The 24,903-nt window shown below is 67.3% G+C and carries 35 protein-coding genes and 1 tRNA gene; 4 read left to right on the top strand and 32 right to left on the bottom strand.

Going from position 1 to position 24,903, the window contains the following annotated elements:
- Positions 1 to 354 carry a hypothetical protein gene (locus ABMY26_RS23780; protein ID WP_372397089.1) on the bottom strand — a complete coding sequence of 118 codons (354 nt, stop codon included), beginning with the start codon at positions 352 to 354 and terminating at the stop codon, positions 1 to 3.
- A gap of 322 nt (positions 355 to 676) precedes the next feature.
- Positions 677 to 982 (bottom strand): hypothetical protein, encoded by a 306-nt coding sequence (locus tag ABMY26_RS23775; RefSeq protein WP_372397088.1) that lies wholly within the window; start codon positions 980 to 982, stop codon positions 677 to 679.
- Between the two features lie 204 nt (positions 983 to 1,186).
- On the opposite strand from ABMY26_RS23775, the gene ABMY26_RS23770 reads away from it, so the two are divergent.
- Both ABMY26_RS23770 and ABMY26_RS23765 read left to right on the top strand, forming a co-directional pair.
- On the top strand, positions 1,187 to 1,927 hold the full coding sequence (locus tag ABMY26_RS23770; RefSeq protein ID WP_372397087.1) for a DUF3489 domain-containing protein: 741 nt from the start codon (positions 1,187 to 1,189) through the stop codon (positions 1,925 to 1,927).
- 75 nt (positions 1,928 to 2,002) lie between these two features.
- A complete protein-coding gene (locus tag ABMY26_RS23765) occupies positions 2,003 to 2,227 on the top strand; it encodes a hypothetical protein (protein WP_372397086.1) in 225 nt (74 codons plus the stop codon).
- Positions 2,228 to 2,762: 535 nt separating this feature from the next.
- Here the strand turns inward: ABMY26_RS23765 and ABMY26_RS23760 are convergent.
- From ABMY26_RS23760 to ABMY26_RS23630, 27 genes are all read right to left on the bottom strand, one after another.
- On the bottom strand, positions 2,763 to 2,990 hold the full coding sequence (locus ABMY26_RS23760; RefSeq protein WP_372397085.1) for a hypothetical protein: 228 nt from the start codon (positions 2,988 to 2,990) through the stop codon (positions 2,763 to 2,765).
- An 84-nt stretch (positions 2,991 to 3,074) separates the two neighbouring features.
- Positions 3,075 to 3,428 (bottom strand): hypothetical protein, encoded by a 354-nt coding sequence (locus tag ABMY26_RS23755; protein WP_372397084.1) that lies wholly within the window; start codon positions 3,426 to 3,428, stop codon positions 3,075 to 3,077.
- A gap of 112 nt (positions 3,429 to 3,540) precedes the next feature.
- Entirely contained in the window at positions 3,541 to 4,956 is a 1,416-nt protein-coding gene (locus ABMY26_RS23750; protein WP_372397083.1) for a hypothetical protein, read from the bottom strand.
- Positions 4,957 to 5,309: 353 nt separating this feature from the next.
- A complete protein-coding gene (locus ABMY26_RS23745; RefSeq protein ID WP_372397082.1) occupies positions 5,310 to 6,287 on the bottom strand; it encodes a hypothetical protein in 978 nt (325 codons plus the stop codon).
- 52 nt (positions 6,288 to 6,339) lie between these two features.
- Positions 6,340 to 7,407 (bottom strand): hypothetical protein, encoded by a 1,068-nt coding sequence (locus tag ABMY26_RS23740; protein ID WP_372397081.1) that lies wholly within the window; start codon positions 7,405 to 7,407, stop codon positions 6,340 to 6,342.
- Positions 7,408 to 7,426: 19 nt separating this feature from the next.
- Entirely contained in the window at positions 7,427 to 7,699 is a 273-nt protein-coding gene (locus ABMY26_RS23735) for a hypothetical protein (protein ID WP_372397080.1), read from the bottom strand.
- The gene (locus ABMY26_RS23730) at positions 7,700 to 7,954 is read right to left on the bottom strand and encodes a hypothetical protein (RefSeq protein ID WP_372397079.1); all 255 of its coding nucleotides are present in this window, start codon (positions 7,952 to 7,954) and stop codon (positions 7,700 to 7,702) included. It abuts the gene before it with no gap.
- 4 nt (positions 7,955 to 7,958) lie between these two features.
- Complete coding sequence (locus ABMY26_RS23725) at positions 7,959 to 8,855, bottom strand: AAA family ATPase (RefSeq protein ID WP_372397078.1); 897 nt, start codon at positions 8,853 to 8,855, stop codon at positions 7,959 to 7,961.
- Positions 8,856 to 8,860: 5 nt separating this feature from the next.
- The gene (locus ABMY26_RS23720; RefSeq protein WP_372397077.1) at positions 8,861 to 9,619 is read right to left on the bottom strand and encodes a DUF2312 domain-containing protein; all 759 of its coding nucleotides are present in this window, start codon (positions 9,617 to 9,619) and stop codon (positions 8,861 to 8,863) included.
- A complete protein-coding gene (locus ABMY26_RS23715) occupies positions 9,607 to 10,089 on the bottom strand; it encodes a DUF1064 domain-containing protein (protein ID WP_372397076.1) in 483 nt (160 codons plus the stop codon). The genes ABMY26_RS23720 and ABMY26_RS23715 overlap by 13 nt, the downstream gene beginning before the upstream one ends.
- Complete coding sequence (locus tag ABMY26_RS23710) at positions 10,089 to 10,799, bottom strand: hypothetical protein (protein WP_372397075.1); 711 nt, start codon at positions 10,797 to 10,799, stop codon at positions 10,089 to 10,091. Before ABMY26_RS23710 ends, ABMY26_RS23715 begins: the two co-directional genes overlap by 1 nt.
- Positions 10,796 to 11,827, bottom strand: a complete 1,032-nt coding sequence (locus ABMY26_RS23705) for a site-specific DNA-methyltransferase (RefSeq protein WP_372397074.1) — start codon at positions 11,825 to 11,827, stop codon at positions 10,796 to 10,798. The genes ABMY26_RS23710 and ABMY26_RS23705 overlap by 4 nt, the downstream gene beginning before the upstream one ends.
- Complete coding sequence (locus ABMY26_RS23700; RefSeq protein ID WP_372397073.1) at positions 11,824 to 12,465, bottom strand: SAM-dependent DNA methyltransferase; 642 nt, start codon at positions 12,463 to 12,465, stop codon at positions 11,824 to 11,826. The genes ABMY26_RS23705 and ABMY26_RS23700 overlap by 4 nt, the downstream gene beginning before the upstream one ends.
- On the bottom strand, positions 12,465 to 12,773 hold the full coding sequence (locus ABMY26_RS23695; RefSeq protein ID WP_372397072.1) for a hypothetical protein: 309 nt from the start codon (positions 12,771 to 12,773) through the stop codon (positions 12,465 to 12,467). The genes ABMY26_RS23700 and ABMY26_RS23695 overlap by 1 nt, the downstream gene beginning before the upstream one ends.
- Entirely contained in the window at positions 12,770 to 13,609 is an 840-nt protein-coding gene (locus ABMY26_RS23690) for a DUF4942 domain-containing protein (protein WP_372397071.1), read from the bottom strand. The genes ABMY26_RS23695 and ABMY26_RS23690 overlap by 4 nt, the downstream gene beginning before the upstream one ends.
- Complete coding sequence (locus ABMY26_RS23685; protein WP_372397070.1) at positions 13,606 to 14,304, bottom strand: hypothetical protein; 699 nt, start codon at positions 14,302 to 14,304, stop codon at positions 13,606 to 13,608. The genes ABMY26_RS23690 and ABMY26_RS23685 overlap by 4 nt, the downstream gene beginning before the upstream one ends.
- Entirely contained in the window at positions 14,294 to 14,887 is a 594-nt protein-coding gene (locus ABMY26_RS23680) for a Rieske 2Fe-2S domain-containing protein (protein ID WP_372397069.1), read from the bottom strand. The genes ABMY26_RS23685 and ABMY26_RS23680 overlap by 11 nt, the downstream gene beginning before the upstream one ends.
- A gap of 2 nt (positions 14,888 to 14,889) precedes the next feature.
- Positions 14,890 to 15,069, bottom strand: a complete 180-nt coding sequence (locus tag ABMY26_RS23675; RefSeq protein WP_372397068.1) for a hypothetical protein — start codon at positions 15,067 to 15,069, stop codon at positions 14,890 to 14,892.
- Positions 15,069 to 16,088, bottom strand: a complete 1,020-nt coding sequence (locus tag ABMY26_RS23670; protein WP_372397067.1) for a hypothetical protein — start codon at positions 16,086 to 16,088, stop codon at positions 15,069 to 15,071. Before ABMY26_RS23670 ends, ABMY26_RS23675 begins: the two co-directional genes overlap by 1 nt.
- Before the next feature lie 2 nt (positions 16,089 to 16,090).
- Positions 16,091 to 16,537 carry a hypothetical protein gene (locus ABMY26_RS23665; protein ID WP_372397066.1) on the bottom strand — a complete coding sequence of 149 codons (447 nt, stop codon included), beginning with the start codon at positions 16,535 to 16,537 and terminating at the stop codon, positions 16,091 to 16,093.
- Between the two features lie 5 nt (positions 16,538 to 16,542).
- Positions 16,543 to 18,267, bottom strand: coding sequence for a DNA cytosine methyltransferase (locus ABMY26_RS23660; protein WP_372397065.1), 1,725 nt, complete (start codon positions 18,265 to 18,267; stop codon positions 16,543 to 16,545).
- Positions 18,267 to 18,455, bottom strand: a complete 189-nt coding sequence (locus tag ABMY26_RS23655; RefSeq protein WP_372397064.1) for a hypothetical protein — start codon at positions 18,453 to 18,455, stop codon at positions 18,267 to 18,269. Before ABMY26_RS23655 ends, ABMY26_RS23660 begins: the two co-directional genes overlap by 1 nt.
- Positions 18,456 to 18,459: 4 nt before the next feature.
- The gene (locus ABMY26_RS23650) at positions 18,460 to 18,843 is read right to left on the bottom strand and encodes a hypothetical protein (protein WP_372397063.1); all 384 of its coding nucleotides are present in this window, start codon (positions 18,841 to 18,843) and stop codon (positions 18,460 to 18,462) included.
- A complete protein-coding gene (locus tag ABMY26_RS23645; protein WP_372397062.1) occupies positions 18,834 to 19,151 on the bottom strand; it encodes a hypothetical protein in 318 nt (105 codons plus the stop codon). Before ABMY26_RS23645 ends, ABMY26_RS23650 begins: the two co-directional genes overlap by 10 nt.
- Positions 19,148 to 19,486 carry a hypothetical protein gene (locus tag ABMY26_RS23640; protein ID WP_372397061.1) on the bottom strand — a complete coding sequence of 113 codons (339 nt, stop codon included), beginning with the start codon at positions 19,484 to 19,486 and terminating at the stop codon, positions 19,148 to 19,150. The genes ABMY26_RS23645 and ABMY26_RS23640 overlap by 4 nt, the downstream gene beginning before the upstream one ends.
- 2 nt (positions 19,487 to 19,488) lie before the next feature.
- Positions 19,489 to 20,271, bottom strand: a complete 783-nt coding sequence (locus ABMY26_RS23635; protein ID WP_372397060.1) for a hypothetical protein — start codon at positions 20,269 to 20,271, stop codon at positions 19,489 to 19,491.
- 71 nt (positions 20,272 to 20,342) lie between these two features.
- Positions 20,343 to 20,597 (bottom strand): transcriptional regulator, encoded by a 255-nt coding sequence (locus ABMY26_RS23630; protein ID WP_372397059.1) that lies wholly within the window; start codon positions 20,595 to 20,597, stop codon positions 20,343 to 20,345.
- 84 nt (positions 20,598 to 20,681) lie between these two features.
- Between ABMY26_RS23630 and ABMY26_RS23625 the strand changes: the two genes are divergently transcribed.
- Positions 20,682 to 21,167 carry a helix-turn-helix domain-containing protein gene (locus tag ABMY26_RS23625; RefSeq protein ID WP_372397058.1) on the top strand — a complete coding sequence of 162 codons (486 nt, stop codon included), beginning with the start codon at positions 20,682 to 20,684 and terminating at the stop codon, positions 21,165 to 21,167.
- Between the two features lie 160 nt (positions 21,168 to 21,327).
- Positions 21,328 to 23,067 (top strand): recombinase family protein, encoded by a 1,740-nt coding sequence (locus ABMY26_RS23620; protein ID WP_372399057.1) that lies wholly within the window; start codon positions 21,328 to 21,330, stop codon positions 23,065 to 23,067.
- On the opposite strand, the gene ABMY26_RS23615 is transcribed toward ABMY26_RS23620, so the two are convergent.
- The 3 genes from ABMY26_RS23615 to ABMY26_RS23605 all read right to left on the bottom strand — a co-directional run bounded on the left by ABMY26_RS23615 (position 23,024) and on the right by ABMY26_RS23605 (position 24,858).
- Positions 23,024 to 23,098 (bottom strand) — tRNA-Met (locus ABMY26_RS23615). The genes ABMY26_RS23620 and ABMY26_RS23615 overlap by 44 nt on opposite strands.
- A 169-nt stretch (positions 23,099 to 23,267) precedes the next feature.
- Positions 23,268 to 24,407: a tRNA 2-thiouridine(34) synthase MnmA gene (mnmA, locus tag ABMY26_RS23610; protein WP_372397057.1), complete on the bottom strand. Its 1,140-nt coding sequence runs from the start codon at positions 24,405 to 24,407 to the stop codon at positions 23,268 to 23,270.
- 118 nt (positions 24,408 to 24,525) lie between these two features.
- Positions 24,526 to 24,858, bottom strand: coding sequence for a ferredoxin family 2Fe-2S iron-sulfur cluster binding protein (locus ABMY26_RS23605; RefSeq protein WP_045580655.1), 333 nt, complete (start codon positions 24,856 to 24,858; stop codon positions 24,526 to 24,528).
- Positions 24,859 to 24,903: the final 45 nt, after the last annotated feature.

The following is a 24,903-nucleotide window of genomic DNA, read 5'->3' as shown; positions in this document are numbered from 1 at the left end:
TCAGCCCCGCTTCCACGGGGATGCGATGCCGTCCAGTTCCTTCGCGGTATCCCGCACGATCCGCAGCTCGCGCTCTACCACGTCAAGCAACGGGTTCACCTCGGCCTGATCCTTGCGCTTCACCAGCGGCCCGACCGAACCGAGTTTGCTCTGTGCGTCCTCCAGCCGCGCAACAGCAAGGCTGTAGGCCGCAAGGATCGGCATCTTCACCAGCGTCAGCCGCGGACCCAGCCCGGCGGCCATCTCCTGCCACACCGCGCTTGCCCGGCTGTTCGCTTGCACGCTGGCCGGTATGGGGTGGGTGGGCTGCGGTGCTGCGGCGCCCGCGCCTTGCCCGGTGGTGCGCTTTGCCATGGTTCCGCCCCCTTCGTACCGGGCAGGGTGCCGCAAGCCGCTGTCCGGCCGGCTGTCGGCCCGTTTCACGCTTCCCCGTTCGGCAGCTTGGCAGGGGCAGGAACAAGCGTGGTGAACCCGTCCATCGCCCCCACGGCAATGCGCCCATCCCGCCGGTCATGCATCAGGGGCCGAACGAACCGGGAGGCGTCGGCGTACCCTTCGGCGATGGCTTGCAGCTCCACGGTGTCGGCCGCATCGGCGATGCTCTGGGACAGGGGCTTGCTGGCAGGGCTGCAAGGCGCGCACCCCGGAGCGGCGTGGCAGACCTCCTCGCACCGCGTCACGGCGTCTGCGCCCGGCCGAAGGTGCCGCCCGGCAGGCGCTCCAGGATCGCCGCGTTCTGCTCCACGATCCGCTCCACCTGCTCGGCGAGGGCGTTGGTGGCTTTCGCCTGCTCGGTCATGCTGGTGATCACGAGCTGAAAGGTTTCGTTCCCCGGTCCCGGCATGGGGCGGCGGGACCAGATCAGGATCGCCAGCACGGCACCGAGAGCCAGCACCGCGGCGACTTGGGCGTAGGGGTGAAGGCCGCCGATGCTGTTCAGCGTGGCGGGCACATCGGGAAGGGGGAGGGGCAAGCTGTCCATGGGGCGGCCTCAGCAGGGGGAAGGGGAAGGGGTAGGAGTGCCGTGTGTCGCTGCTGGGCGACAGGTCACGGTCCAGGCGAAAAAACTCTCCGGGGCAGGAATTTTCCCTCTCGCTCACCGGCCGAACTCTCCGTAGGGTGCAACCAAGGCGAGTGAACAACCCGCCGCGAACTGAACCCCTGATAGCAAACCAAGGAGCAAGCCATGACCGCCACGTTCACCACCAAGACCGCCGCCACCACCGCCGCCCGTGACGCTGGCCTGACGGACGGCGAGTTCACCGTGACGAAGGGTGATGCCGGTTGGACCTACGCCCCGAAGCAGGCCGCTCTGACGCTGGCGCTGAACCCGCCCGAGCAGGGCGCCGAGCAGCAGCAGGCCGACCAGGGCGGCGAGACGGGCGCCTTGCAGCAGGACGGCACCAGCACCGAAGGGCAGGGCGCCGACCAGCCGCAGAGCGAGCCGGCCAAGGCCGCCCCGGTGGTGACCTTCACCGGCTCCGCCTTCCCGAGCGTCGACCACGCCGTAGCATGGGCGAAGTGCGACGGGTTCGCACGGAACCGGATCAAGGTGGAGGCCGTGGAGGGCGGGTTCCTCTTCCGGCCGCTGGCCGAGGGTGAGAAATACGTTGCCATCGGCTCCACGCCGCGCACCGGCAACGGCCCGGCCTTCCCGGCTCCCGGCACGAAGAAGCGGATCCTGATCGACATGGTGTGCCGCGCCGATGGCGCGACGATGAAGGAGCTGGAGGACGCCGTGGGCTGGAAGAAGTGCAGCGGCACCCTCAACGAACTGGACGAGACCTTCGGCCTCGATCTGGAATACCGGAAGAAGGGGAAGGAAGGCCGCTATTTCGGCACCTTCCCGGCGGCCTATGCCACCCCGGCACCGGCCGGTGAACAGCAGCAGGCCGAGCAGCAGCAGCAGGAGCCGCTCGCGGCCTAACCCGCCCCGCACACCAGACCAAAACAGGGGGCGGCCTTCCGCCCCCTTTTTCATGCCCGCACCACGGAGACCGCGATGCAGCGCGCCAGCACCACCTCGTCCCCCGACCTCCACGTCATGGCAATCGGAAACGGCTACACCCTGTTGCGGCACTACACCGCCGAAGGACGGGGCTTCATGGAGCGGCGCGGCCTCGCGTGGCATACCGCAGAGCGGGACACCCACATAGACCGCGCCCCGGTGATTGTGGCGCTCGCGGAGGAGGCCACCGGCTCCGGGTTGCGCGTGCGGTTCAACTGACCGGACGGCAGAACAGCCCCCTCCCTACAAGCATCAGCACCAACAAGCCGCGCTCCCACCATGGGAGCGCGGCTTTCTACGTCCTAGGCGTCAGCGGAAGCGGCCTCGGTCGATGATGACCGCCCCCGCGAACTCGCCAAGCACAACGCGGAAGACGTGCCTACCACTCGCCAACCGCTCATGGCGAAAGGCAACCCGGCCGATCAAACTCCCCTTGTGCGTCCAACGCCCGTCGCTCGAACGGGCAATCCAGATACCGAGGATGCGGCAAGTCCACATCCGTTTCCATCCGCGGTGTGGCAGGTTCATGACGATCCTCCAAGTCGAAATCAGGGGGTGCTGTCCGCGTTTAGGCGGGCACACCGGAAGGCGGGTTGCGGCGCTGGTGTGTGCCCGTGGCAAGGGGTGCGCTTGAAGCGCCCGCCGTTCCCCCTTGCCACCACACCAGCGCCGCGGGGTGTTGTGCCGGGCTGACGGCGCACACCCCAAAACCGCGCCTGGACAGGCGCGGCTGTCTCTGTTCCCCTTGCCGGCTTTAGCGCCAGCGCCAGCGCCAGCGCCAGCACGCCAGCACGCCAGCGAACCGCCGGAAGGGCACGCCGTGCCGCACCGGCCGGAAGGTGGCGCCCCTTCCGATCCAGACGGCTCCGGTGGAGCCGCCGGTCAGCGGGGGAGCCGCCCGTCGACGGGGAGGCTGCCGGTCGGCGGGGGAGGCCGGCGACGACAGATGGATGACGGCCGGCGGGTGTGGAAGGCACCACATGGTCCAACCGTCCGCCGCCGACCGCCAAACCCCTCCCGTAGGTCTACGAAACGAAAATCGGCGCCGTGGACCCCTCCCGTAGGTCTACGAAACCTTCGCGGCATCCCCGCCAGCGGCGAGCGCCTGGACCAGACCGTTGAGCGGGGCGCGTGGCTCGAACTGCGTCCCCTGTCCTATCCCATAGACCGGCAGGAACCGGCAGGCGGGATAGACCATGGAGAGGCACACGAGCGTCTCGCCCGATCCTGTCGGGACGCTGTAGGTGCCCGCCGGCAACTCGCCCAGGTCGACCCGCAGCGCATCCGCCACCGCAGCCATCACCGGGAAGGCCAGATGACCGCTGGTAGCGTCGAACAGGTGCGGCCATGCCCGCGCTATCTCCGGAGCGGTCCACCACCGTCCAGTCGACAGGTCGCCGCCGGGCGCGATTTCGACCACGAACAGGCCCGCCTCCTTCAGGGCGCGGCTCGCGTTCCCGCACGAGAAGCACACGACACCCGGCAGGCCCGACTCGCGGACGTGCTGGGCGATCACCGCGGCGCGGAGCGCCTTACGGTGCGGTATCGTCAGGGGCGACATCGCCCACCTCGATCTCCTGCGGAAACTCCGCCTTGATCCGCCCCGGGTCTCCGCCGAAGAAGACCAGCACGTTCTGGTGACCGCGGCCGAGCTTCCGGGAGGCGGTGAACTGCCGGCCGGCCCGGAGCGCTAAGCTCCCGATGGGCGTTGCCAGCACCGCCTCGTTGTAGAAGCCCATCCCCGCATCGAGGAAACAGGCGATGTTGTCCCCCAGGAAGTTGCGGTAGAAGCCCCGCTCGTCCCGGACGTCACCGATCTTCACCACGGCGAAGCGGTTGGGCGCCAGCCGGCCGCATGCCTGCCGGAAGATATCCCGATACCAGCCGATGAAGCGCTCGTAGGTCTCGAACGCCGATCCGTCCTTCTCGCCCTTGGAGTAGATCTCCAAGTCGTAGTAGGGCGGGCTGGTGAACACGAGGTCGTAGGAGCGGCCGGCCGGCAACAAGCTGTCGATCCGTGCGCTGTCGCCCTCGATCCACACCGGATCGCGCCGAACCTGCGCCAGCCGCTCGGGGGGCAGCCGGTCGCGGACCCGCTCCCATTGCTCCCGGTTGGCCTTCACCTGTTCGGCCCGCAGCTCGACGCCGGTGTATTCGTAGCCCAGCGCCGCAGCGATGACGCCCTTCGTGGCCTCGCCTCCGAATGGGTCCAGAACGGCCGATCCGATGCCAGGGGTGAACCACCGGAAGATCAACTCGGCCAGCACCGGGTCGAAGGCGGAACCGCCAACGGCGGAACCGCGGCGCATCCAGTCGGTGGCGACGTTGGTGTCCGGCAGGTTCTCCCGCCCCTCCTCGGCATGCACGCCAAGCGCTGTCCAGGCGGCCTTTCGGTCGCGCCAGTAGCCTTGCTTTGCGTCCAGGATCGTGAAGGGCGGGACGCCGAACCGCTCCACCAGCGTCTTGCCGGTGGCGCCATCCCTTGCCCCGGTTCCGGTGCTGGTGCCATCGGAACACAGCGCCTCCAGGTCGGCGATATCGAACCCGATGGTGCCTATGTCGACGCCGAGGCCCTGTAGGTCGGCCAGCTCGGCGCCGAGCAGATCGTCGTCCCACCGGCCGAGTTCGGACAGGCGATTGTCGGCGATCACATAGGCCCGGCGCTGGTCTGGTGTCAGATGCGCCAGCGCCACGGTCGGCGCTACTGCCGGATCCGGATGGTTTGGGATCGACAGGCCACGGTCTCGCACCAGCTTGGCGGCTGTCCATGTTCCGTGACCGGCCACCAGCGTGCCATCGTCGCCGATCAGCAGCGGCCGGGTCCACCCGAACTCCGTCAGGCTGGCGACCAGCCGTTCGATCTGTTCGGGGGAATGCGTCTTCGGGTTCCGGTCGTAGGGCCGCAGCCCATCGAGCGGAAGGTAATCAATCCTGATCCCAGGCTTCACAGTGAACTCCGCGCCAAGACGCGGACACGCGAAAAAGGCCGGCGCGACTCCATCGCCCGGTGAAATGCTGTTGCGGTGTCCGAGTCGGTCTTGACCTGAACGGGTTACTACGTCCGTATGCGCCCGTCGCCTCGCGAGCGATGACGGGATGGACGATCAACCGGCTCTGGTCGGACGTGCGGGTCTAGCGCTCGCGGTGAAAGGGTGAGTCACCACCCGTGTAACCCCCGTCTCCGGTCTCCACCGGCTGGGCATGAAAAAGCCCCGCATCTCGTATCCGAGTTGCAGGGCTGATTTTCACGCCCCCCTTTCGGGGGCATACCGAAAGAAGCACGAAGTCGTATCCGCGTCAACTATTTCGGGTTGGAGCGGCGCTTTAGCTCCGTTTTGGCTACCGCATATAGGTCCGACATCGTATCCCCAACGGCTACATATAGCCGGTCGCCGAGCTTGATGGAGCGCCACATGCGGCGCTGCTGCTCCTGCCGATCCAGCCCGTCCAGGTCTTCCGTCACCGTCATCGGCACCGGGATCCCGTCTGCGCCCAGCACATGGGTGCGGGTGACCGCGCTGGGCAGCCGATAGACATCACCCACAGCGTCCAGCCCGATCCGCAGAGCGATCTTCGCGCGGCGGAGGACGTTCTGGTTCGTGCTGGCGACAATATCGGTGATTGCCCGGTCCAGCAGCACCACCCCCTCCACCATGGTCCAGGGGCTGGTCCCCTCGTACGAGGGCATGGCTTGGCAGGTTTCGCGCGCAAGGTTCAGCCGGTTCCCCGCGTCGATGGCGAAATCCTCCCATGCCCGGCCGGCGTTCTGGTCGACCACCACCGCCTCGTCCTTCGGCTCGCGGGCACCGGCTACCACCTTGGCGTCCTGTGCCATGCGGTCCCCGGCCTCCCACTGGCGGGTGGTCAACAGATCGCGCTTCCGGATCACATCGAGGGAGGACAGGGCGCGGGCGCGCGTCTTGCCGGCGACCGCCGTCTGCTCGCCCACCACACTGCCGCGTGCCGCCCGGTGCTGGTTCGGCGTGGTGGCGCCGACGCGGGCCACCTGCTCGGCCTGCACCACCTGCTCGGCGTCCTTTACGCCCTTGGCCTTCGCCAGCAGGATTTCGGTGACCAGTTCGGTGACGTCTTCCGTTCCGCCGTCTTCAGCCCGGCGGAAATGGCGGCGGAGGAGCACCCGGCCGCGCTGTTCCACCTCGGCGGTGTAGATGTCGGGGAGGTCCGCCCGGCGCTGGGCCGGCACGGTCAGCGTGAGGACCACGGGCAGGGAGGCGGGGGCGGAGACGGCAGGGGTGGGGGGCTTCGTGGCGGGCTTCATCTGGGCACCTTGGGAATCAGGGGCTGCTGGAGGGGCTGGGCGGGGCCACCGGTCACAGCAACTCGCGTTGTGGGAAAATCTCTGCGATCAGGTCGGTCGGCGCTTCGCAGCCGTGTTCGTCGGGCTTCGCGCCCCAGGCGGGCAGCCAGACCGATTTGTCGCGCCATTCGGTCAGCCGCAGCCGCCAGACGGGGCGGGTAGCCGGCGAGGAACGCCCGAACATCGGTTCCCGCTGGCCGGCCTGCGGTGCCGGCTCGGACAGCGCAAAGCCGCTGCGGGAGGCGGTCAGTTCGGGGAATGGCGCCGAGCGGGCGTCAAGCTGGGCAGCCACGCGGTTGGAGAACCACGCCAGGGAACCGACCGGCTCTTGGTGCAGCTTCTTCCGGCGGGCCTGGACGCTGATGAACAGGCCCTCGCACAGCGCCAGATCCACACCCTGGTCGATCCAGGCGGCGGCCACCTCCTGATCGGTATCGGCCGGCCGGCGACGGGCGCGTTCAGGGCCGAAAGCCTCCACCAGGGCGGCGTCGAAAGCGTCGATGATCGCTGTCGGGCTGAGAACAGCCTTATCTCCATTTCCCGCGTCTGCTGTAGCAGCAGCAGCAGAAGCTATAGCAGCTATATTCGGGGCAACGTGGTTGAGGGGATGGGGCAACGTGGTTGGGGGGACGGGGCAACGTGGTTGGGGGGACGGGGTAACGGCGTTTGCCCCTCCCCCCAACGTCGTTGAGGGGGTGGGGGGTAAACGTGGTTTAGGGGTTAGGGGTATGACATTGCCCCCTCCCCCCAACGTCGTTGAGGGGGTGGGGGGTAACGTCGTTATGGGGGTGCCGGGCGCCCGGCGGGCGGCGAGGGCGTCGAGCATGATCCGGTATTCGCGCGGCCGGTGGGTGCTCTGGTCCTCCAGCGCCACCAACGACAGCACTCCGAGCGCCAGCAGCTCCTGAACAGCCTTCCGCACCGCCACCTCGGACATACCGACGGCGGCGGCCACGGAACCGATGCTCGGATACACGCTCGTGCCATCGTCCGCCGAATAGCGGGCCAGCCGCAGCAGGACGAATTTCGGCGTGCTTCTGATGTCGGCCGCCCAGACCATATCTTCGACTGGTTGGCTCATGGGTCGCTCCCGTGCCGCTTCAGCGGTCATCTTGCCGCCCATCGGCAGGGCCGGGCTGGGCGGTGGTGGCGAACAGGTCCAGCGGATCGTCCGCCGGGGGCGGCGGAGTGGGCGCTGGTTTCGAGGGCGCAGCCGGCCGGCCTGCCTCCCGTTGCAGCCGCTCGGCCGCATCGGAGAGGCAGAGCGACCGCGCCCGGCAGGTGGGGGATTCCTTCAGCGCCTCCTGAGAGAGGCGCTGAAGGAACTCCACGCTGAATGTCACGCCCTGCGCTATGTCCAGCGGGACGGGCATCTACGCCTCCCCGCCCTTGCCGGGCCGCTGCTCCAGCTTCACGCGATGCACGATCTCCACCTTCTCGGGGATCGACATGGCGATCACGACGCAGCCCACGATGATGGCGCAACTGATCTGCTGGGCGGGCGGCAAGCCCTGCCAGCCCCACAGGCACACCAGGAAGAAGCCCCACCCAAGGGCGGTACGCCCCCGCGTCCAGAGCCAGCGCAAGGCCGCTGTCAGGCCCTGCCAGCGCGTGCGGTGCTGTTCCATGGCGTCAGCCCTCCCCGCCAGCGTCGGGCAACACAGGCGGCCACGGCATGGCTTCCACGCGGCTGCGGGCGTCGGCGACAGCCCAGAGGGGCGGCTGCTGCATGTCGGCGTGCGGCCGAACCGAGACGATCAGGCGGGAGAACACCGACTTGCAGTCCATCGGGAGCTTGAGCTTCGGCGCGATCACCATGTCGCGCTTCACGCCTTCCATAAGCTGGCGCAGCAGAGCCGGGCTTGCACCGGCGGTCGCCATGCACAGCACCTCCAGCGCCCGCTGATCCAGGGTGAAGGGCGCGAGGTAGCGGGTGATGATCGCCATTCGGCATTCGTCATCCGGCTCCAGAATGTCCAGGTGCATCCCGAAGCGACGCCAGATGGCCGGGTCAATGTCATCGCTGCGGTTCGTGGCGGCCAGCAGCGTGCCCGCAAACTGGTCGATCTTTTGCAGCAGCGCGACGACAGTTTCATTGCGGTTACGCGCCGCTCCGCTCTGCTCCGACATGCGCTTTGCACAAAGGCTGTCGAACTCATCCAGGAACAGCACGCACCGATCCTGCTGCTGAATGATCTGGTCGAACAGCTCATTGACGTTCGCGCCGGTCTCGCCGACGTACTTGCTTATCATGGCCGCTGCATTGACCAGCACCAGCGGAAGCCCTAAACGGGCGGACAGGTGATGTGCGAGCGTGGTCTTGCCGCAGCCCGGCGGCCCGTAGAGCATCGCCTTGCGGCGCGGCTTCAGGCCGACGGCTTCGAGTTCGGTACCGGCTCCAAGCTCAACCCGCCATTGGTGGATTGCGGTGCGTACCGGGCGGCTGAGGATCGGTGCCTCACATGCTTCGGGCATCAATACCTCGGCAAAGCGCCGGATGGCGTGCGAGGGAACGAAGGCTTCAGCCATGACGATCACCGACCGCTAGAAAAGTTGTTGTCCACGTTCTGCCACTCGTCACCGTCGCTCGGCGGGCTGGCCGGCGGCTGCGGATCGGTGGAACCCTTCCCGCCCTTCCCGCCCTTCGCGCCCTTGCGCGGCTTCCCGCCCTTGGCCGGCTGCGGAGCCTGCGGAATGTCCATGCCGTCGGAGCCGGTTTCTTCGCACCAGCCAAGCTCCCAATGACCGCGGTTCGGATCCGCGGCGTCGAACGGGTTCCCGGTGATGGGCACGCCAGCCGCGCCCGCGGCATGGCCCATCGCCTTGGCTTCATCCGCAGACACGGGGGCGGGAGTGGGTTCCGCCGGTTGCAGATCAGGGGCGGGGTCGAAGGCGTCATCGGTCCCGCTCGAAGCGGCGGGCGTATTCACCAGATGATCCTCGATGTCGATCTGGTCCGGGTCGACCGCCGGGGCGGGTGTGGCCTTCTTCCCCTTTTTTGCCGGAGTCGGGTTCAGCGGAATATCGACGGCCGAGCCTTCCCCGTAACCCAGGGCCTCCTTGTAGAGGTCGAACAGCGCCTCCTGTTCCTGCTGGTCGGCCGCGTTCTTCTCCCGCGCGTCCATCCAGGAAATGATCTTCCGCATGATCTTGGTGTCGAAGCCCGTTCCCTTGGCTTCGGCGAAGACCTCTTTTACATCCTCGTTAATGCTCTTGACTTCTGCTCGAAGATTACGAATGCGGTTTATGAAAGACCGCAAGCGTTCAGACGCAATTCCCCCTACGTCAGACATGATGTCACCTCAGTAATTTTCAGGTTTGGGTGCAAAGCCTCTAAGAGGCGCTTCTTCAGCTTGTAGACGTCCGTCTTGAAGCCCTTCGCGTCTTCGAGGACGAACGTGTTTGCTTTGTCGAAGTAGCTGAAATCGCCAACGTAGGTGCAGACCTTCACCCCGTTGACGCGCAGCACGAACCGCGGTTGCCGCTTCAGATCCCGGATCAGGCCGAGGCGCTCACGCTGGCGCAGCACCACCCACCGCTTGGCCTCCAAGGCGGAGGCGAAGCTGATCCCGTCGACCACCGTCCGGCGGGCGCCGAACTTGTTGGCCTTTTTCTCGGGCTGCTGCTGGCCGGTGAAGGCAGCGCGGAGGCGCCGCTGCTCGTGCTGGGCGAGCAGGAAAGCCTCGATCTGCCGCTGCGCCCACGGGCCGAGCGACGGCACATGCACGCCCTGTCCCTTGCTGCGACCACCGCGGCGGGCCATCACCACCTCCAGACGTAGGTCGGGAGGGTTGGGGTGTGCAGCGCCACCAGCTTGGCCGCGAGCCGGTAGTCCGACCGTGCCTTGATCCAGTCGCGCCACCAGCTTTGCCGGCAGTCGCGGATCCAGTGCAGCGCGGCCATGCGCCACGCCACATGGTCCGAGAGAGCGTAGAAGGCGGCCACCTCGATCCGGTCGACGGCCGGGTCTTCCAGGTGCTCCAGCACCGCCGTCAGGGTCCGCGAGATGCGGGCGCCCATGTCCGACGGATCTTCGCAGTAGCCCGGCCCCGGCCGGCTACCAGCGCGGATAACCCCGTCGATCATGGACAGCAGCGCGGGTGCCCGCTGGCGCCAGCCAGGAAGGCCGGCCACGCGGGCGCACCAGCTATCCAGCGCCTGGACGGCAGGCTTCGGCAGGCGGGCCACCAGCGCCGGGTAAACCGGGGGCAGGGCAGCCGGCAGGGGCTGCGGCGTGTTCGGGATCCAGTGGTAGCGCACCAGCAGCTCGCCAATCGAAGGCGTGCCGCCGGCCCGTTCGGCGTCTTCGGCGTCCAGCACGAACGCCGCGCGCTTCTCCGGCCCATGGATGCCGTGGTGAAGGGCGGTCGCGGCATGGCTCCACACCAGCCGCTCGCCGCCGGCACCGTCGGGGACGACTTCCACCTCCACGTCGGTGCCCCACGGCGTCTCGATGATGCGGCGGGCGCTCATGCCGTCACCCTGGTGTCAGCGAGGAGGGGGGCGTCCCTTCTGATGCGCCGCTCGGCCAGCGCCACATAGTCGGGGTTCAGTTCGCACAGGACCGCATGCCGGCCGAGTCGGTCGGCGACCAAGCCGGTGGTGCCAGCGCCCCCGAAGGGGTCCAGCACCGTGTCGCCGGTCTTGCTGCCCGCTTTGATGCACCGTTCGGCGAGTTCCGGCGGGAACGTCGCGAAGTGCGCCTCTGGGAACGGTTTGGTCGGGATCGTCCACACATTGCGGGCGTTCCGACCGACGCCGCGGGGCACCGCATCAAGGCCCGACTGGTCCGACGACTCCGGGTATTGAGCATGCCGCGGCGGGAGGCCCCGCTTCCTGGAGGTGGCGCGCCGGCCGGTGGTCCTGTCCCCATGCTGGGCGTTGGCGCCGTGCTTGTTGACGCCTCCGAACACGCGCGAGCCATCGTCCCAATCCGGCACCGACTCCGCCTCGCGGATCGCGTCGGCGTCGTAGAAATACCGTTCGCTTTTGGCGAGCAGGAAAATGTGCTCGTGCGCGCTCGTCGGCCGGTCGGTGACGCTCTCCGGCATGGGGTTCGGCTTGTGCCAGATCGTGTCAGACCGCAGCCACCAGCCGTCCGCCTGGAGCGCCAGAGCGACGCGCGCCGGGATCATCAGGAGGTCTTTCGGCTTCAGCCCGCAACCGGACTTGTCCGCCGCGGAGCGGTGAGGACGGCCACCACCATTCCCGAGGCCAGCGCGTTCATCGCTGGATCGGCCGTTGCCGGGGTTGGTGACGTAGCTATCCCCCAGGTTCAGCCAGACGGTGCCATCGGGGCGCAAGACGCGGCGCACCTCGCGGAAGACCTCCACCAGAGCAGCGACGAAAGCCTCGGGGGTCGGTTCGAGACCGATCTGCCCATCCACCCCATAGTCGCGAAGGTTGAAATACGGCGGGCTGGTGACACAGCATTGCACGCTTTCCGCGTCCAAGGTCTGCATCATGGCTCGGCAGTCACCGGTCAGAATTTGGATGGTCATGCTGCCCTTCCTTCGGGCCAGTCGCTGTCACGCTCCAATGCCTTCCGGCAGGGCGGGATCCAGCGCATGCGGGTGTCAGTGCTTCCGCGCCTCCACACGATCCAGGCGTAGCTGGTGGCGGTGGAGGCGGTGCGGTCCAGGCGCCCCTTCACCATCGGCACCCGCTCCGCGAACTGTGCGATGCAGGCCGGCGGGTGTTCGGCGAATAGCCGGTGGCGTGCCACGCCCTCCAGGAATGCGGTACGAACGAGGAGAGCGACGCCCTTCTCGACGGCTCCATTCGCCACCAGCTTCAGGGCGTGCCGGGCGAACTGCTCGCCCAGCCGGAACGGCGGGTTGGTGATGATCCAGTCCGTGCCGCCGATCCCGTCCGGCATGTACGGCATGAGGAAATCGTGCAACACGAACCCGGCACCGTAATCGTGGACATCGGAGCCGGCGACCGCGAGGAAGTACTCCATCAGGGGGCGCACCATGTCACCGCAGCCACAGGCCGGATCCCATGCCACATGCATGGCGGAGGGGATGACGTACTCGCAGAGCGCGCGGGTCGCCCACCAGGGCGTCGGAAAGAAGTCCAAGCTGTTGTGCGGTTCGGTGCGCTGGGACATCACCGCATGGCTACGGTTCTGGGCCATCACTCGACTCCCGGCAGGCTGCCCTGCCTCCAGCGTGGGCCGCTGCATTCGCGGTTGAGGCGGGGGGGCTTTGGCGGCGGTGCGTCGAGCGCCACAAGCATCGGGCCGTAGCCGTAGATGACGAGAGCCAGCCCCACCTGTTCGGCCGTTATCGGGCCGTGAATGCGCAGAATGCTGTTGATCGCTTTGACCAAGCGGAGCGTCGGATCTTCATTCGGCCCGTTGGGGTCGCACCAGACGGGCGCCTGGGGCGGCCTCCACTCGGGCGGCGGCAACGCCGGATCCACGTTGTACGGGGGCCGGTTCATGCCGCCCTCCGCCGGCGGGCGCCGCGCGTCTCGTGCGCCAGCGCAGCCCCGAAGTAGTCGGCGATGATCTGGTTCACCTTCGCCACGAGGTCCGGCCGACGGAACCGCACATGGACGTTGCAGTTCTTGAAGGTGCGGATCTCGAAGTAGTCGGTTTCGACCGTGCCCCCGTGCTGCTGGCGGGACATCTGCGACACCATGGCCGCCGCGTCGCCGCGGTGGTCTTTCGGGGCTTTCCCGTCGACAAGGTGGAAGATGCGGTCCAGGTCGCGCATCTCGGCTTGCCGACCGCCGTAATGGTTCCACCCGCCATGTTCGGACAGAGCGCGAGCGAAAATCAGCTTCTCGCCGATCCGGTATGCCGGGTTGCTGGCGAACTTCCGGTCCAGGCCCTTGAACAAGTCGATGACGCCCTGCCGAAACATGGTGTCGCTCTCGGCCGTCAGGCGCTCGAAGGTGGCGGTGAGGTTGTCCCGCGTCACCTCCGGCGGGGCGGTGCGGTTCTGCTCCTGGAACGCCTCAAGCTGGGCCGCATTCATGAGGTTCAGAAGGCCGAGCGCACCGGTGATGTGCTCCCACACATGGCCGTCCAGCCCCTTGCGCAGCGCCTCCACCACCTCGGCGGTGCGGCCCTGCTCGATCAGGTGAATGCCGTTGCGATCCAGCGCCGTGGTAAGGCTCGGGTAGCTGGTGCCGCCCACCTCCATGTGGACGCGGACGGCATCGGCCAGCAACTGGACGCCGCGGGTGTAGAGATCCAGGGCGCGGTCCCGCTTCGCCACGATCTCGTCCGCCGATCCCTTGCGGATCAGATCGGTTCCCTTCGCCTCGATCATGACCGCGCCTCCAGGGCAGCCAGATTGGAGTCCAGATAATCGATGTTGCAGCGGTGGACCTGGAAGGTCAGCGCGACGACGAACGGGTTGGCATCCCAGGCAGAAGGGCCGTTGATGCTGGTCCAGAGGGACTGGAAGCTCTTGCGCGGGTCGCTGAAGTAGCGACGAGACGTGTCTTCCGGCTTGTCACCATAATCACGCCACCCACTCATCCCATGCGGTCGAGGCGAGCACATCTCGACGCCTTCAGCGATGGCGTCCGTCTCGCTGATGTCGTGGAGCCGCTGAACCCGCACTTCTTCCACCACCAGCGTCAGGCGGGAGGCCCAGAGGGGCATGTGGATGGACGGGATGGAGCGCCACACGAAATTGCCGGATCCGGCCGGTTTCTCCTCATCGGCCATCATTCTGACGCTGGCGGTGCCAACCCATTTCGAGCCGATTTCGCCCGTTTCGTCTTCGTCGCGCACCCATGTGCCGTTTTGCCATACGCTCTCGCGCACCCACAGCCGGTCACCGACTGCGAAGCGGATCAGATCGACGTTGCCGGGCTTCAGGAGGAACGACGGCCCGAAAACGTCCAGGGCGTTCAAGGCGGCGGGCTTCTTGATGATCCTCCTCGTCTGCGTCTTGCGTTCGGCGAGCAGCGCCTGGATCATCGGCGCGCTGAAGATGATGGGAATGTCACGCGGCATGGGGCACCTCGGTTGCGGCCGGGGGGACCGCTTTGCGGCTCTTGGCGCAGAAGCGAAGGCCGTGGAGGGGGCAGGTGATGATCCCGTCGGCGTCGGCCGGCACGGAACCCAGGCGGAACCCGCGGTGCGGGCAGATCGGGCCGTGGTCGGTGTCGACCATGGCGGCCTCGCCCATGTGCCGGCGCAAGGACAGCACCGGCTCCAGCCCGGCGAACTGGTAGAGGATCGTCGCCGAGACGCACCGGAGGCGGCGGTATTCGACCGGCGGGTGGGGCACCGCGCGACTGACCGCCCCGAAGTCAATGGTGCAGAGCGGATAGTTCGTCGCCACACCGGGGCGGATCCCGGTCTTCCGTGCCCCAAACTTCCGCTGCATCGCGCCAGACCAGAAGCGCGTGTCGATGTGGTAGTGCTCCCACGGGAACCCGAAGTGTTCGGCGTCGGTGTGCTTCGGGCCGAGCACCGGCCAGTGCCCAACCTTGCCGGACAGCGGGTATTCGATGGTCGGAACGAGGTAGAACCGGCCGACAACCGGCGGCCCCATCAGCTCGTCCACCTTCTGGATTTTCTTCTTCCGGGCCACGGTCAGCCCTCCTGTTCTTTGGCCGGCCCGAAGCGACGCGCGGACTCGGTCGCCTTCAGCGCTTTGATCGCGAGGGCGTTGTTGGTGTAGGTGCGCCACAAGCGCGGCATATCGCGGAGTTCATCGCCGAAGGTCCGCATGAGGCGGGCGTTCTCGGCCTCCAGTTCCTGAAGGGAAGCCATCAAGCCGCCTCCCTCGGAAAGAGCACCGGGACGAGCGGCATGACGCCGGGCGCATAGTCGTAGATGTCGCGGTAGCCATGCCGGGGCATGCGGCGGTCGAACATGGCGGCGTGCATCCGGTGCTCGGCCAGCGCTTCGGCGCGAGCCTTGGCGACACGGTGTTCGTCGCCAGCCACCACCAGCGCCGCCCAGCGGTGGAGCGCGGCGATCATGTTGATCGCGTGATGCGACCAGCCATAGCTGCCGTAGAAGTCGCCTCCGCCAAGATTGACGCAAAGGTCAACTGCCCCATCACGGTCATCCAGGCGACCGCGGAGGGTGTCCAGCAGCGAGCGACGGCCCTTCGCGTCGAAGATCTCGTCCGGCTTGTTCCAGCATTCCCCTACGGCGTTGTAGAGGCGGAGCCAGCCTTCCCAGCCTTCCGGCGCCTCCACCTTCACCGTGTCCCGGCCCGGCCAATGGGTTTTGGCTTCCTGATCCTGATTGAGTGCCGGCATCCAGTCATATGCGGGGGTGAAGACGCACCGCAGCGGCTCCGGCTTGTCGATCCAGAACGGCCCGTATTCGTCTGGGGCTTCCCAAGGTTCCGGCATGCGCGGCTCGTTCTCGGCCCGCATGTCGGCTCGCCATTCACGGAGAGCGTTTCGGCGCTCGATCAGCGAGTACTTGGCCTCGCGGACAAGATCTTCGACCAGGGCGTCAAAGGTCGCATCCGAGTCGAACTCAGGTCTCAGGTTCGACTTGCCGAGAAGGTAATCGTAGTCGCCCCGATGAACCCAAGAGGCGGCATTCACCCATGTGTCCATGGCGTTGTAATGGGTGAGGGTGATTTCTCCGATATCACCGCCGACGTTGAGAATGCCCGGATAGCTCCAGGTCACCGTAAACCAGTAATTTCCACCCTTCTTTCCCTGATGGGAAACCAGCCAAGACTTGGTATCGGCGGGAGCCAACTCATGTTTGCCGTACCGCTCGATGGCGAGCCTTTCCAGGGCTGCGGTTGCCTTCTGGTGATCCATGGTCAGCCCCCTTTCCGTCCAGAAGCGGAGGCCAGCTTGCAGATGACCTTCGCGGCGGCCTCGGGAATGCGGTCCAGCACCTCGACGGGGATCTCGCCGTCGCGGCCGATGGACAGCATCACCAGCCCGGCCATGGCCGGATCGGGGCGCTCCTCCTCGTCGGTGTAGGGCACGATGCGGAAGGTCAGCGCCTCGGCCTGCTGGGCGGCGAGCGCGGCGGCCAATTGCAGGCGCATCCGCTCGATGGCGTGCCGGTCCATCATTTCGTCGTGGCTGGCGCCGCTCCACAGCACCTGTTCCTCCGGGTGGCGGGCGACGTCGCGTACGACGTGCGGAGCCGTGAAATCCGGGCCGTAGCTGAAGCCCTGGATGCGGTCGGTCTTGCCGGCCAGGATGGCGGCACGGCACATTTCGTCGGTGATGACCGGCAGGGTGTTCTCGTTCGCCATGGGGATCACTCCGCGGCCTGGATGGGAAGGGGACGGGCGAAGCGCGCCATCTCGGGGACGTTCGCGGCGACGTGGGCAGCAGCCCAGGGAGGGGACACGCTGTTGCCGCACATGCGGATCTGTGCGGCCTTGCTGAAGGTTCGGCCGTCATGCCCGCGGTCGATGACGTAGCTGTCGGGGAAGCCTTGGGCGCGGAACAGCTCCCGTGGCGTCAGCATCCGCATTCCGATGTCCACGATCTGGAAGGGTTCGCCGTGGACGGTGACCAGGCCGAAGCGGGCCTTGGTCGGGATGGTGTGCAGCGGGTCGCGGCAATCCTGGTCCTGCCCGCCCTCGCCGTAATACTTGGTCAGGAAAGCCCGGACTTCGGCCACATGGCCGCCGCCAGCGGTGACCGTCGGCATGGGCTGATCGGGGTGCAGGCCGTCCCGACAGGTGCCGTACAGCTTCGTCAGGTGGGCGGCGGCCAGCATCTGGTGCGAGCCGGTGTTGAGGATGGTGGAGGTGGGGCTGTTGATCGGGTGGCCGACGACGCCCGTGTTCTGCTGAACCATCCAGGGGGCTACCAGCGTCAGGCCCGCCCCGCCGGCGGTGACGGTGTGCGTCGGCTGGTCGGCACCGTTGACCGGCTTCGCCGCGTTCCGCATGGTCGCCAGAAAGGGCGTGACCAGCACCTGATCGGCCTTCGTGGTGGCGGTGTTGACCGGATCGTCCACCGACTTCGGCGGCGATTGCCCAGCCCGACCGCCGCAGCCGGCCAGATACGGGGCCACCAGCGCGAACTCGCCGCCGTTGGCCGTGGTCACGGTGCGCAACGGGTCGTGGATGGCGTGCGCCCGGCTGTCCCCACCATGGGTGACGGGGATGATGAACGGGTTGCCGTGGTCGATGACGTAGCGCTTCAGTCCCGCGAAGATGCGGCGGAGGGTGTTCGCCTCCAGCGGTCGCTTCACCCGAAGTGCGCGGGCCGCCTCCTTCGTCAGGAAGATGGAGGGGCAGGGGATGGACCAGTCGATCACATGGGACGCCGCCGTGCGGAACGGCAGCAGCCGGCCGGCCAGCACCTCGGGATCGTCCGGGGCGCCATGCGTGGGGGCAGGCCAGATGATGGGGCGACCGTCACAGCGGGCAATGACCGACAGGCGCTTGCGGATCGTCGGGGCGCCGTAGATCGAGGCCCGGCTTTCCTTCCACTCCACCTGATAGCCCAGGCGGCGCAGCTCCGCGACCCAGGCGGCGAAGGTCTGGCCCCGCCGGTCGGGGCAGGGGTGCCCTTCTTCGGTCAGCGGCCCCCAGGTCTGAAACTCCTCGACATTCTCCAGCATGATGACGCGCGGGCGGAGGTGCCGAGGGAGCTTGGCGTAGGCCACCACGATCCAGGCCAGATCGCGGATGTTCTTCTTCCGGGGGACGCCCCCCTTGGCCTTGCTGAAGTGGGTACAATCCGGGCTGAACCATGCCAGCCCAATGGGGCGCCCGGCCGACACCAGCGCCGGCTCAGCCTGCCAAATGTTCTGGCACCAGTGGCGGGTTTCCGGGTGGTTGACGGCGTGCATGGACACGGCGTCTTCGTCATGGTTCAGCGCCTCGTCCGGGCTGCGGCCGAGCGCGATCTTGATGCCCTCGCAAGTCCCGCCCCCGCCGGCGAAGCCCACGACGATGATTTCGTCATGGGATGGTTCGCGGACGTATCGGCGGACAGATGGGAGGTCGAAGAGAAGGCCGTCCATCAGAAGCGGCCCTCCTGCGAGGCGGCCAGCGCCATGGACAGGGCGGGGGAGGTGACGGCCACCTCCGCCAGCATAATCGAGGTCGACGCTTCTTCCGCCTCGCGGTCCTGGCAGTCGTCACAGACGCCGATGCGGGGATCCAGCAGGGCGGCCTCGCCGCAGCAGGAGCAATTTCCTTCCACGATCATCGGGTCAGCCCTCCACCTTCTCGCCGGCCCGGAGGCGGCGGGAGATTTCGGCGACGCCGAGCGCCGCGCCACGCACCGCGTCACGCTGCGGGGTCTGCGGCTTCCACCAGTTGACGCCCCACGGCCACAGGTCACAGGGGGTGCCAGCGGGGTACAGATCGCGCACCGTCGGCGTGGCGCCGGCATGGAGGAGGTAGCAGCCACCGGCGGCGGCCAGGGAGCCGTCGGTATGGTGATCGTCGTGCGCAGCAGCGAACCGTTCAGCGGTGCGCTGACGGCCAAGCTCGGTAACCACAAGGATCAGAGCGGCGACGTCATCGAATGACAGCCCCTCGGGAAGGGGCAAAAACTGTTTGGACATGGAGTCGATCTCCAGGATCAGCGGCACCCGCTGTTCGCGGCCAGCGCGGCGGGCGCGGTTTCTTCGAGGGGGGAGGCGGCCTGTTCTGCGGCGGCTACAGCGCGGCGCAGTGCGGCGGCATAGGTGGGCGACTCGGCGGCCAGCGTAGCCACCAGCTCGAACACGTCGGACCAGATCAGGCCGGCGGCACACTTGCGGGGCGGATGCCCGAGCAACCGCATCACCTCGGCCGCCACGTCACCGACCGTGCGGGGCGTGGAGCACATAAAGCGTGCGGCCAGCGTGCGGGCCTCTGCGGTGGCGAACTCCGCCATGATCTGGGCCGGCAGGCTCATGCTGTGCCGCCCCCCATGTTGCCCGACGCGGCCCGGTTCAGCTCGGCGAGCACCTTGCCCATGCCATCGGCGATCTTCTGCGTAACGTGCAGAGCCTCCAGCGGGTGGGCGTTCTCCAGCGCGGACATGCCCAGCACGTAGGCCGCGAGCAGCACCACGTTGATGACCCGCTCCGGCTTGACGTCGCCGCAGTGCTCGGTGACCTCCATCAGGGCAGCCACCGGGGCGGCAACGTCCGGGGTCACGCCACCAGCGCCCAAGATGCGCGTGGCCGCCGCGTCGATGTCGGCGAACGGGGTAACGTCGTTGAGGGGGTAACGTCGTTGAGGGGCCATGGTTAGCGCCCCTTCCGATCCAGGGCGGCGCGGAGCGCGCCCACCACCTTGACCGCGAGCCAGTGGCAGGTGGAGGCGTAATCCTTCCCCTCCACCTCCAGCTTTTCCCCCTCGACCGTCGCGGTCACACCGTAGAACCGCATCGCGGTGTTAAACCCGCGCCGGCGGGTCTGCCCCACCTCCATGGACACCGTGCCGATGGGCTGGCCGTCGAGGCTGACCACCTCCTTCCAGATGTCCAGGTTCAGGCGCCGCTTCACCGCCCGCAGATGCAGGCCATGGGGGAGGGGCTTCATGTCCATGGGCTGGCCGGCCGCCACCTGCTGGGCTTGGTCCAGCAGCTTCGTCACCTCGTAGGCCGCGCGCTTCGGCACGCATTCCCACATGATGATCGGCTCGCCGGCCGCGCACGAAATGCAGTGGAGGGCCACCTGCTGGCCGTAGGCCGCCAGCGGCAGGGCATCGGCGCCGTGCAGCTCGCGAAGGGCCAACTCATAGGCGCCGTGAATACTGACCGGGGCCACCGCACCAGCCGCCCACCAGGGGGCGCAGCCCGGTTCATATTCGGTGGTGGAAGGCGCGATCCAGCCGCGTTCGGTCAGAATGCGGCTCATGGTGGCGAGCGTGGCCGCGGTGGTGATCCGCGGCGAGTCGGTCAGGTTGGCAGCGGCGAACTCGTCGCACATTGCCGCCAACCCTTCGGGTGCCCCCGTCGGGGTGCCCCCACAGGGCTGGACGAGCGGCTTGCCCTCCGTCCCTGCTGTGGTAGAGTTCTTGGAAACCATGGATACATCCCATGCGTTAGTTGATGCCAGCGGCTGCTACCGCTGCATTCAGGGGAAGCGCCCGGCCGCTGCTACGGCTGGGCGCTTTGCTGTTTGGGGCTGTCGAGCGGCGCCCGGCGCTTGCGCGGGGCCGGGGCCGGGTACAGGTCCGGCCGCAGTTGGTAGGCTTTCACCTTTCCACCGGTCGCAGCGACCACAGCGAGCACTCGCCGCTGGGGGCACTGCTTCCACTGGTAGACGGCCTCGGTGGTGATCCCGAGAGCATCGGCGAGCTGCGTCACGCCACCCGCTGCGCTTATTGCCTTACTAAGTGCTTCGTCTTTCATGCACGCCACGCTAAGCGAAACTTAGCATTGACGTCAAGGCCCCCGCGACTTAGCTTAACTAAGCGTTTCTTAGTGGTGGCTCAAATGACCGTCGGTTCTCGCATCAAGCAACTTCGCGAAAAGATGGGCCTTTCCCAAGTCGGGTTTGGCAATCTGTTGAACGTTTCCGGGCCTTCTGTTGCCCAATGGGAAGCAAATAGAACGAAGCCGAACCATGCACGGTTGCGTGATATTGCAAGGATCGGCAACGTAACCACGCATTGGCTTCTGGAAGGCGGAGAAATCCCCGAGAATGCCGAAGAAAACGCTTTGAACAATGAAGCGTTTACTTTGGCGAGCAGCGGCCACGGCGCAGCGCTGGACACAAATTTTTTGATGGAATGCCAGCGCGCGGTCACCGATCTGTGCCGTGAGATGGGTATTGCCCCCACCTGGACCATCACGGAGGTGGTCAGGGCCGTCTATACCGACGCCGCCACCGGCGCTCGCACGGGGCAGGAAATGCGGGCGAACCTGGAGGCCGTTCTGCGGGTCTACCGCCGGCACCCGGCTCTCCTCAGCGGTGTGTGATCGAAGAGACGAGCACTAAGCGACGCTAAGCAGTGTTGACGCGACGCTAAGCAAAACTTATCGTCGCCCCCGTGAACGTCATCACGGGAGCGCTAACCATGGCCCAGACACCCACGTCCGCCGCCGCCGCCGATCCCGAGGCGGTCATGCATGAAGCTCTATGCACGATCGCTCGCATCCTTGGGCGCAAGCTCGCCCGCCGGCACCACGCAGAAGCTCAGGCCAGGGCGCAAGCCCAGGCGGAAGCACAACGGAGTTGAACATGCGGGTCGCGATCTACGCTCGATACAGCAGCGAGAACCAGCACGAGCGGAGCATCGACGATCAGATCCGGCTGTGCCGTGAGCACGCCGCCCGGCTGGACGGCACGGTGGTGGAGGTCTACGCCGACTATGCCCTAAGCGGCGCGCACCTGAAGTCCCGTCCCAACGTCATGAGGATGCTTGAGGACGCCCGAGCCGGGATGTTCGACGTCATCGTGGCGGAGGCGCTGGACCGCCTGTCGCGCGACCAAGAGGACATCGCCGGCATTCACAAGCGGCTCTCCTTTGCGGGCATCCAGCTTGTCACCGTCTCGGAAGGCGCCATCTCCGAGCTGCACGTCGGCCTCAAGGGCACGATGAACGCCCTCTTCCTCCGCGATCTGGCGCAGAAGGTGCGACGCGGCCAGCAAGGCAGGGCGCTACAGGGTGAGATGGCCGGCGGCCTCTCCTACGGCTATGACGTCGTGCGCGAGTTCGACGCGCGGGGGGAGCCGATCCGGGGGAAGCGCGTCATCAACGAGGCCCAGGCGGAGGTGGTGCGCCGCATCTTCCGCGAATACGCCGCCGGCCGGGGGCCGCGATCCATCGTCAGCGACCTCAACAGCGAAGGCATCCCATCGCCCACCGGCAAGGCATGGCTCGCCAGCACGATCAACGGGAACAAGGCGCGGGGGAACGGCATCCTCTGGAACGCCCTTTACATCGGAAAGCTGGTCTACAACCGGCAGACCTTCGTGAAGGATCCAGAGACGGGCAAGCGGGTGCCGCGCCTCAATCCGCCCGACAAATGGACCGTGGTGGAGGTGCCGGAGCTGCGGATCGTCACGGACGAGGTGTGGCATGCCGTCCAGGCCGTGAAGGAGGAGCATGCCCGGCTCCCGCTGACCGCCCGGCCGCGAGCAAAGCATCTGCTGTCCGGGATGGTGCGGTGCGCCGTCTGCGGCGGCGCCTACGTCGTCAAGACCCAGGATTATATGGGATGCAGCACGCACCGCGAGTCGGGGGCCGGGGCCTGCTCCAACAACCGCACCATCAAGATCGCCGCGCTGGAGCAGCGCGTGCTGGGCGGGATCAAAGAGAAGCTGATGTCGCCCGCCATGATCGCGGCGTTCGTCCAGTCCTACCATGCCGAGCGCCAGCAGCTTGAGGCTGCGAGCCGGCAGAAGCGCACGACGGCCACAACGCGCCTCGCCGACATCACAAAGCAGATCGGCCGGATCGTGGACGCCATCGCCGAGGGGCTGGTGACGCCGACGCTCAAGGCGCGGTTGACCGAGTTGGAGTCGGAGCGGATGCGGCTGGAGCGCGATCTGGCGGAGTGCAAGGCCGATGACAATGTGGTCACGCTGCATCCGTCGGCCGCACAGGGCTACCGGCAGGAGGTGGAGATCCTGGAGCGTGCGCTGGAGGCTGGCGACGCGGAGCGCGCGGAGGCGATGGCTGCCCTGCGCCAGATGATCGACCGCGTGGAGGTGCGTCCGCTCAATGGTCGCGGACAGTACGAGCTGCGGCTGGTGGGCGTGGTCGCAGAAATGCTAAACCTCCCCAGGCGCAAGCCTGGAGAGGTTTTGCAGGGACATATTACTGTCCAGATGGTAGCAGCGGAGGGATTTGAACCCCCGACCAAGGGATTATGATTCCCCTGCTCTACCACTGAGCTACGCTGCCATCGTGATCGCCGATGTTGGCGTTTCCGCCGCCGTTGGCTACCATCCTGTCCCGTCGTTGCCGCCGGGAGCCGCTATATAGGATAGGGCGGCTTGGCCTGTCAACGCGGAATTATCGGGGGATGCATTTTTTTCCGGGGACGGTCCGGAACCCTGGATAAGCCGCTGATTCAAATGGTTTCGACACCCCCTGCGGTCGCGGAAATCCAGCCTCCGCCCAGCACGCGGTCGCCCTGGTAGACGACGCAGGCCTGACCGGGGGCGATGCCGTGCTGGGGCTCGCGCAGCTCGACCGTGGCCGTGCCGTCGGGGCCGGAACGCCAGACCGCGGCCGCTGCCGGCTGGGCCGAGCGCAGCTTGACCGACACCTCGATGCCGTCGTCGTCCGCCGGCTCCGGGCCGAGCCAGTTGACGTCGCGCACCGTCACCAGCGACCGGGCGAGGTCGCGGCGCGGGCCGACGACGACGCGGCGGCGGGCCGGCTCCAGGCGGACGACGTAGAGCGCCTCCTCCTCCTGGCCGCGGATGCCGCCGATGCCCAGCCCCTTGCGCTGGCCCACCGTGTAATGGACCACGCCTTTGTGGCGGCCGAGCACCCGGCCGTCGACATGGACGATGTCGCCGGGCTCGACCGAGCCGGGGCGCAGCTTCGCCACCACCTCGGCATAGTTGCCGTTGGGGACGAAGCAGATGTCCTGGCTGTCCGGCTTGGCCGCGACCTCCAGGCCGAAACGCCCGGCCAGCGCGCGGGTTTCCGGCTTGCCCAGGCCGCCCAACGGGAAGCGCAGGAAGTCCAGCTGCTCGCGCGTGGTGGCGAACAGGAAATAGCTCTGGTCCTTGGCTGGGTCGATGCCACGATGCAGTTCGGCGCCCTGCGGGCCGGCGACGCGGCGCACATAATGGCCGGTGGCGAGCGCGTCGGCGCCGAGGTCGCGGGCGGTGTTCAGCAGGTCGCGGAACTTGACGCGCTGGTTGCAGCGGACGCAGGGGATCGGCGTCTCGCCGCGCAGGTAGCTGTCGGCGAAATCGTCCATCACGTCCTGGCTGAAGCGGCCTTCGTAATCCAGGACGTAATGCGGGATGCCGATGCGGTCGGCGACCTGGCGGGCGTCGTAGATGTCCTGCCCGGCACAGCAGGCACCCGGCTTCTGCAGGGCCAGCCCATGGTCGTAGAGCTGCAGGGTGATGCCGACGACGTCGTAGCCCTCCTCCCGCAGCAGGGCGGCGGTGACGGAGGAATCCACCCCGCCGGACATCGCCACGACGACGCGGGTGTCCTGGGGGGCTTTCGGGAGACCGAGGGAGTTCATGGCGCCCTATATGGGGCGGGCAGGCGTGCGGGAAAGGGGAAAAGGGCCGCCGGGACGCGGGCGACGGATGTCGATACGGCCCCGGCGGCGGGAATGGCTTCCCCTTTTGCCCGGGACGTCAGCCCTTCATGGCGTTGTTGCTGCCGCCCGGCAGGCGGACGACCAGACCGTCGAGCTCTTCGGTCATGATAATCTGGCAGCCGAGACGCGAGGTCTTGGTCAGGCCGAAGGCGAGATCCAGCATGTCCTCCTCGTCCTCCTGCGCGTCCGGCAGGACGTCGAACCATTCCGGCTCGATCACGACATGGCAGGTGGAGCAGGCCAGCGAGCCTTCGCAGGCCCCTTCCAGATCCAGGCTGTTCTTGTGCGCGATCTCCAGCACGGACAGGCCGAGCGGGGCGTCCACCTCGCGGCGGCTGCCGTCGGACTCGATGAAGGTCATCTTGGGCATGGGGTCCTCGTTTTTTCTAAGGTTGCCTAGCGGGGGTTGATCGGG

The sequence above is a fragment of the Azospirillum sp. HJ39 genome (assembly GCF_041507355.1).
In the GTDB taxonomy this organism is placed as follows: domain Bacteria; phylum Pseudomonadota; class Alphaproteobacteria; order Azospirillales; family Azospirillaceae; genus Azospirillum; species Azospirillum thiophilum.
The sequence above is the reverse complement of the archived record's forward strand: the minus strand, read 5'-3'. Positions and strand labels throughout refer to the sequence as shown.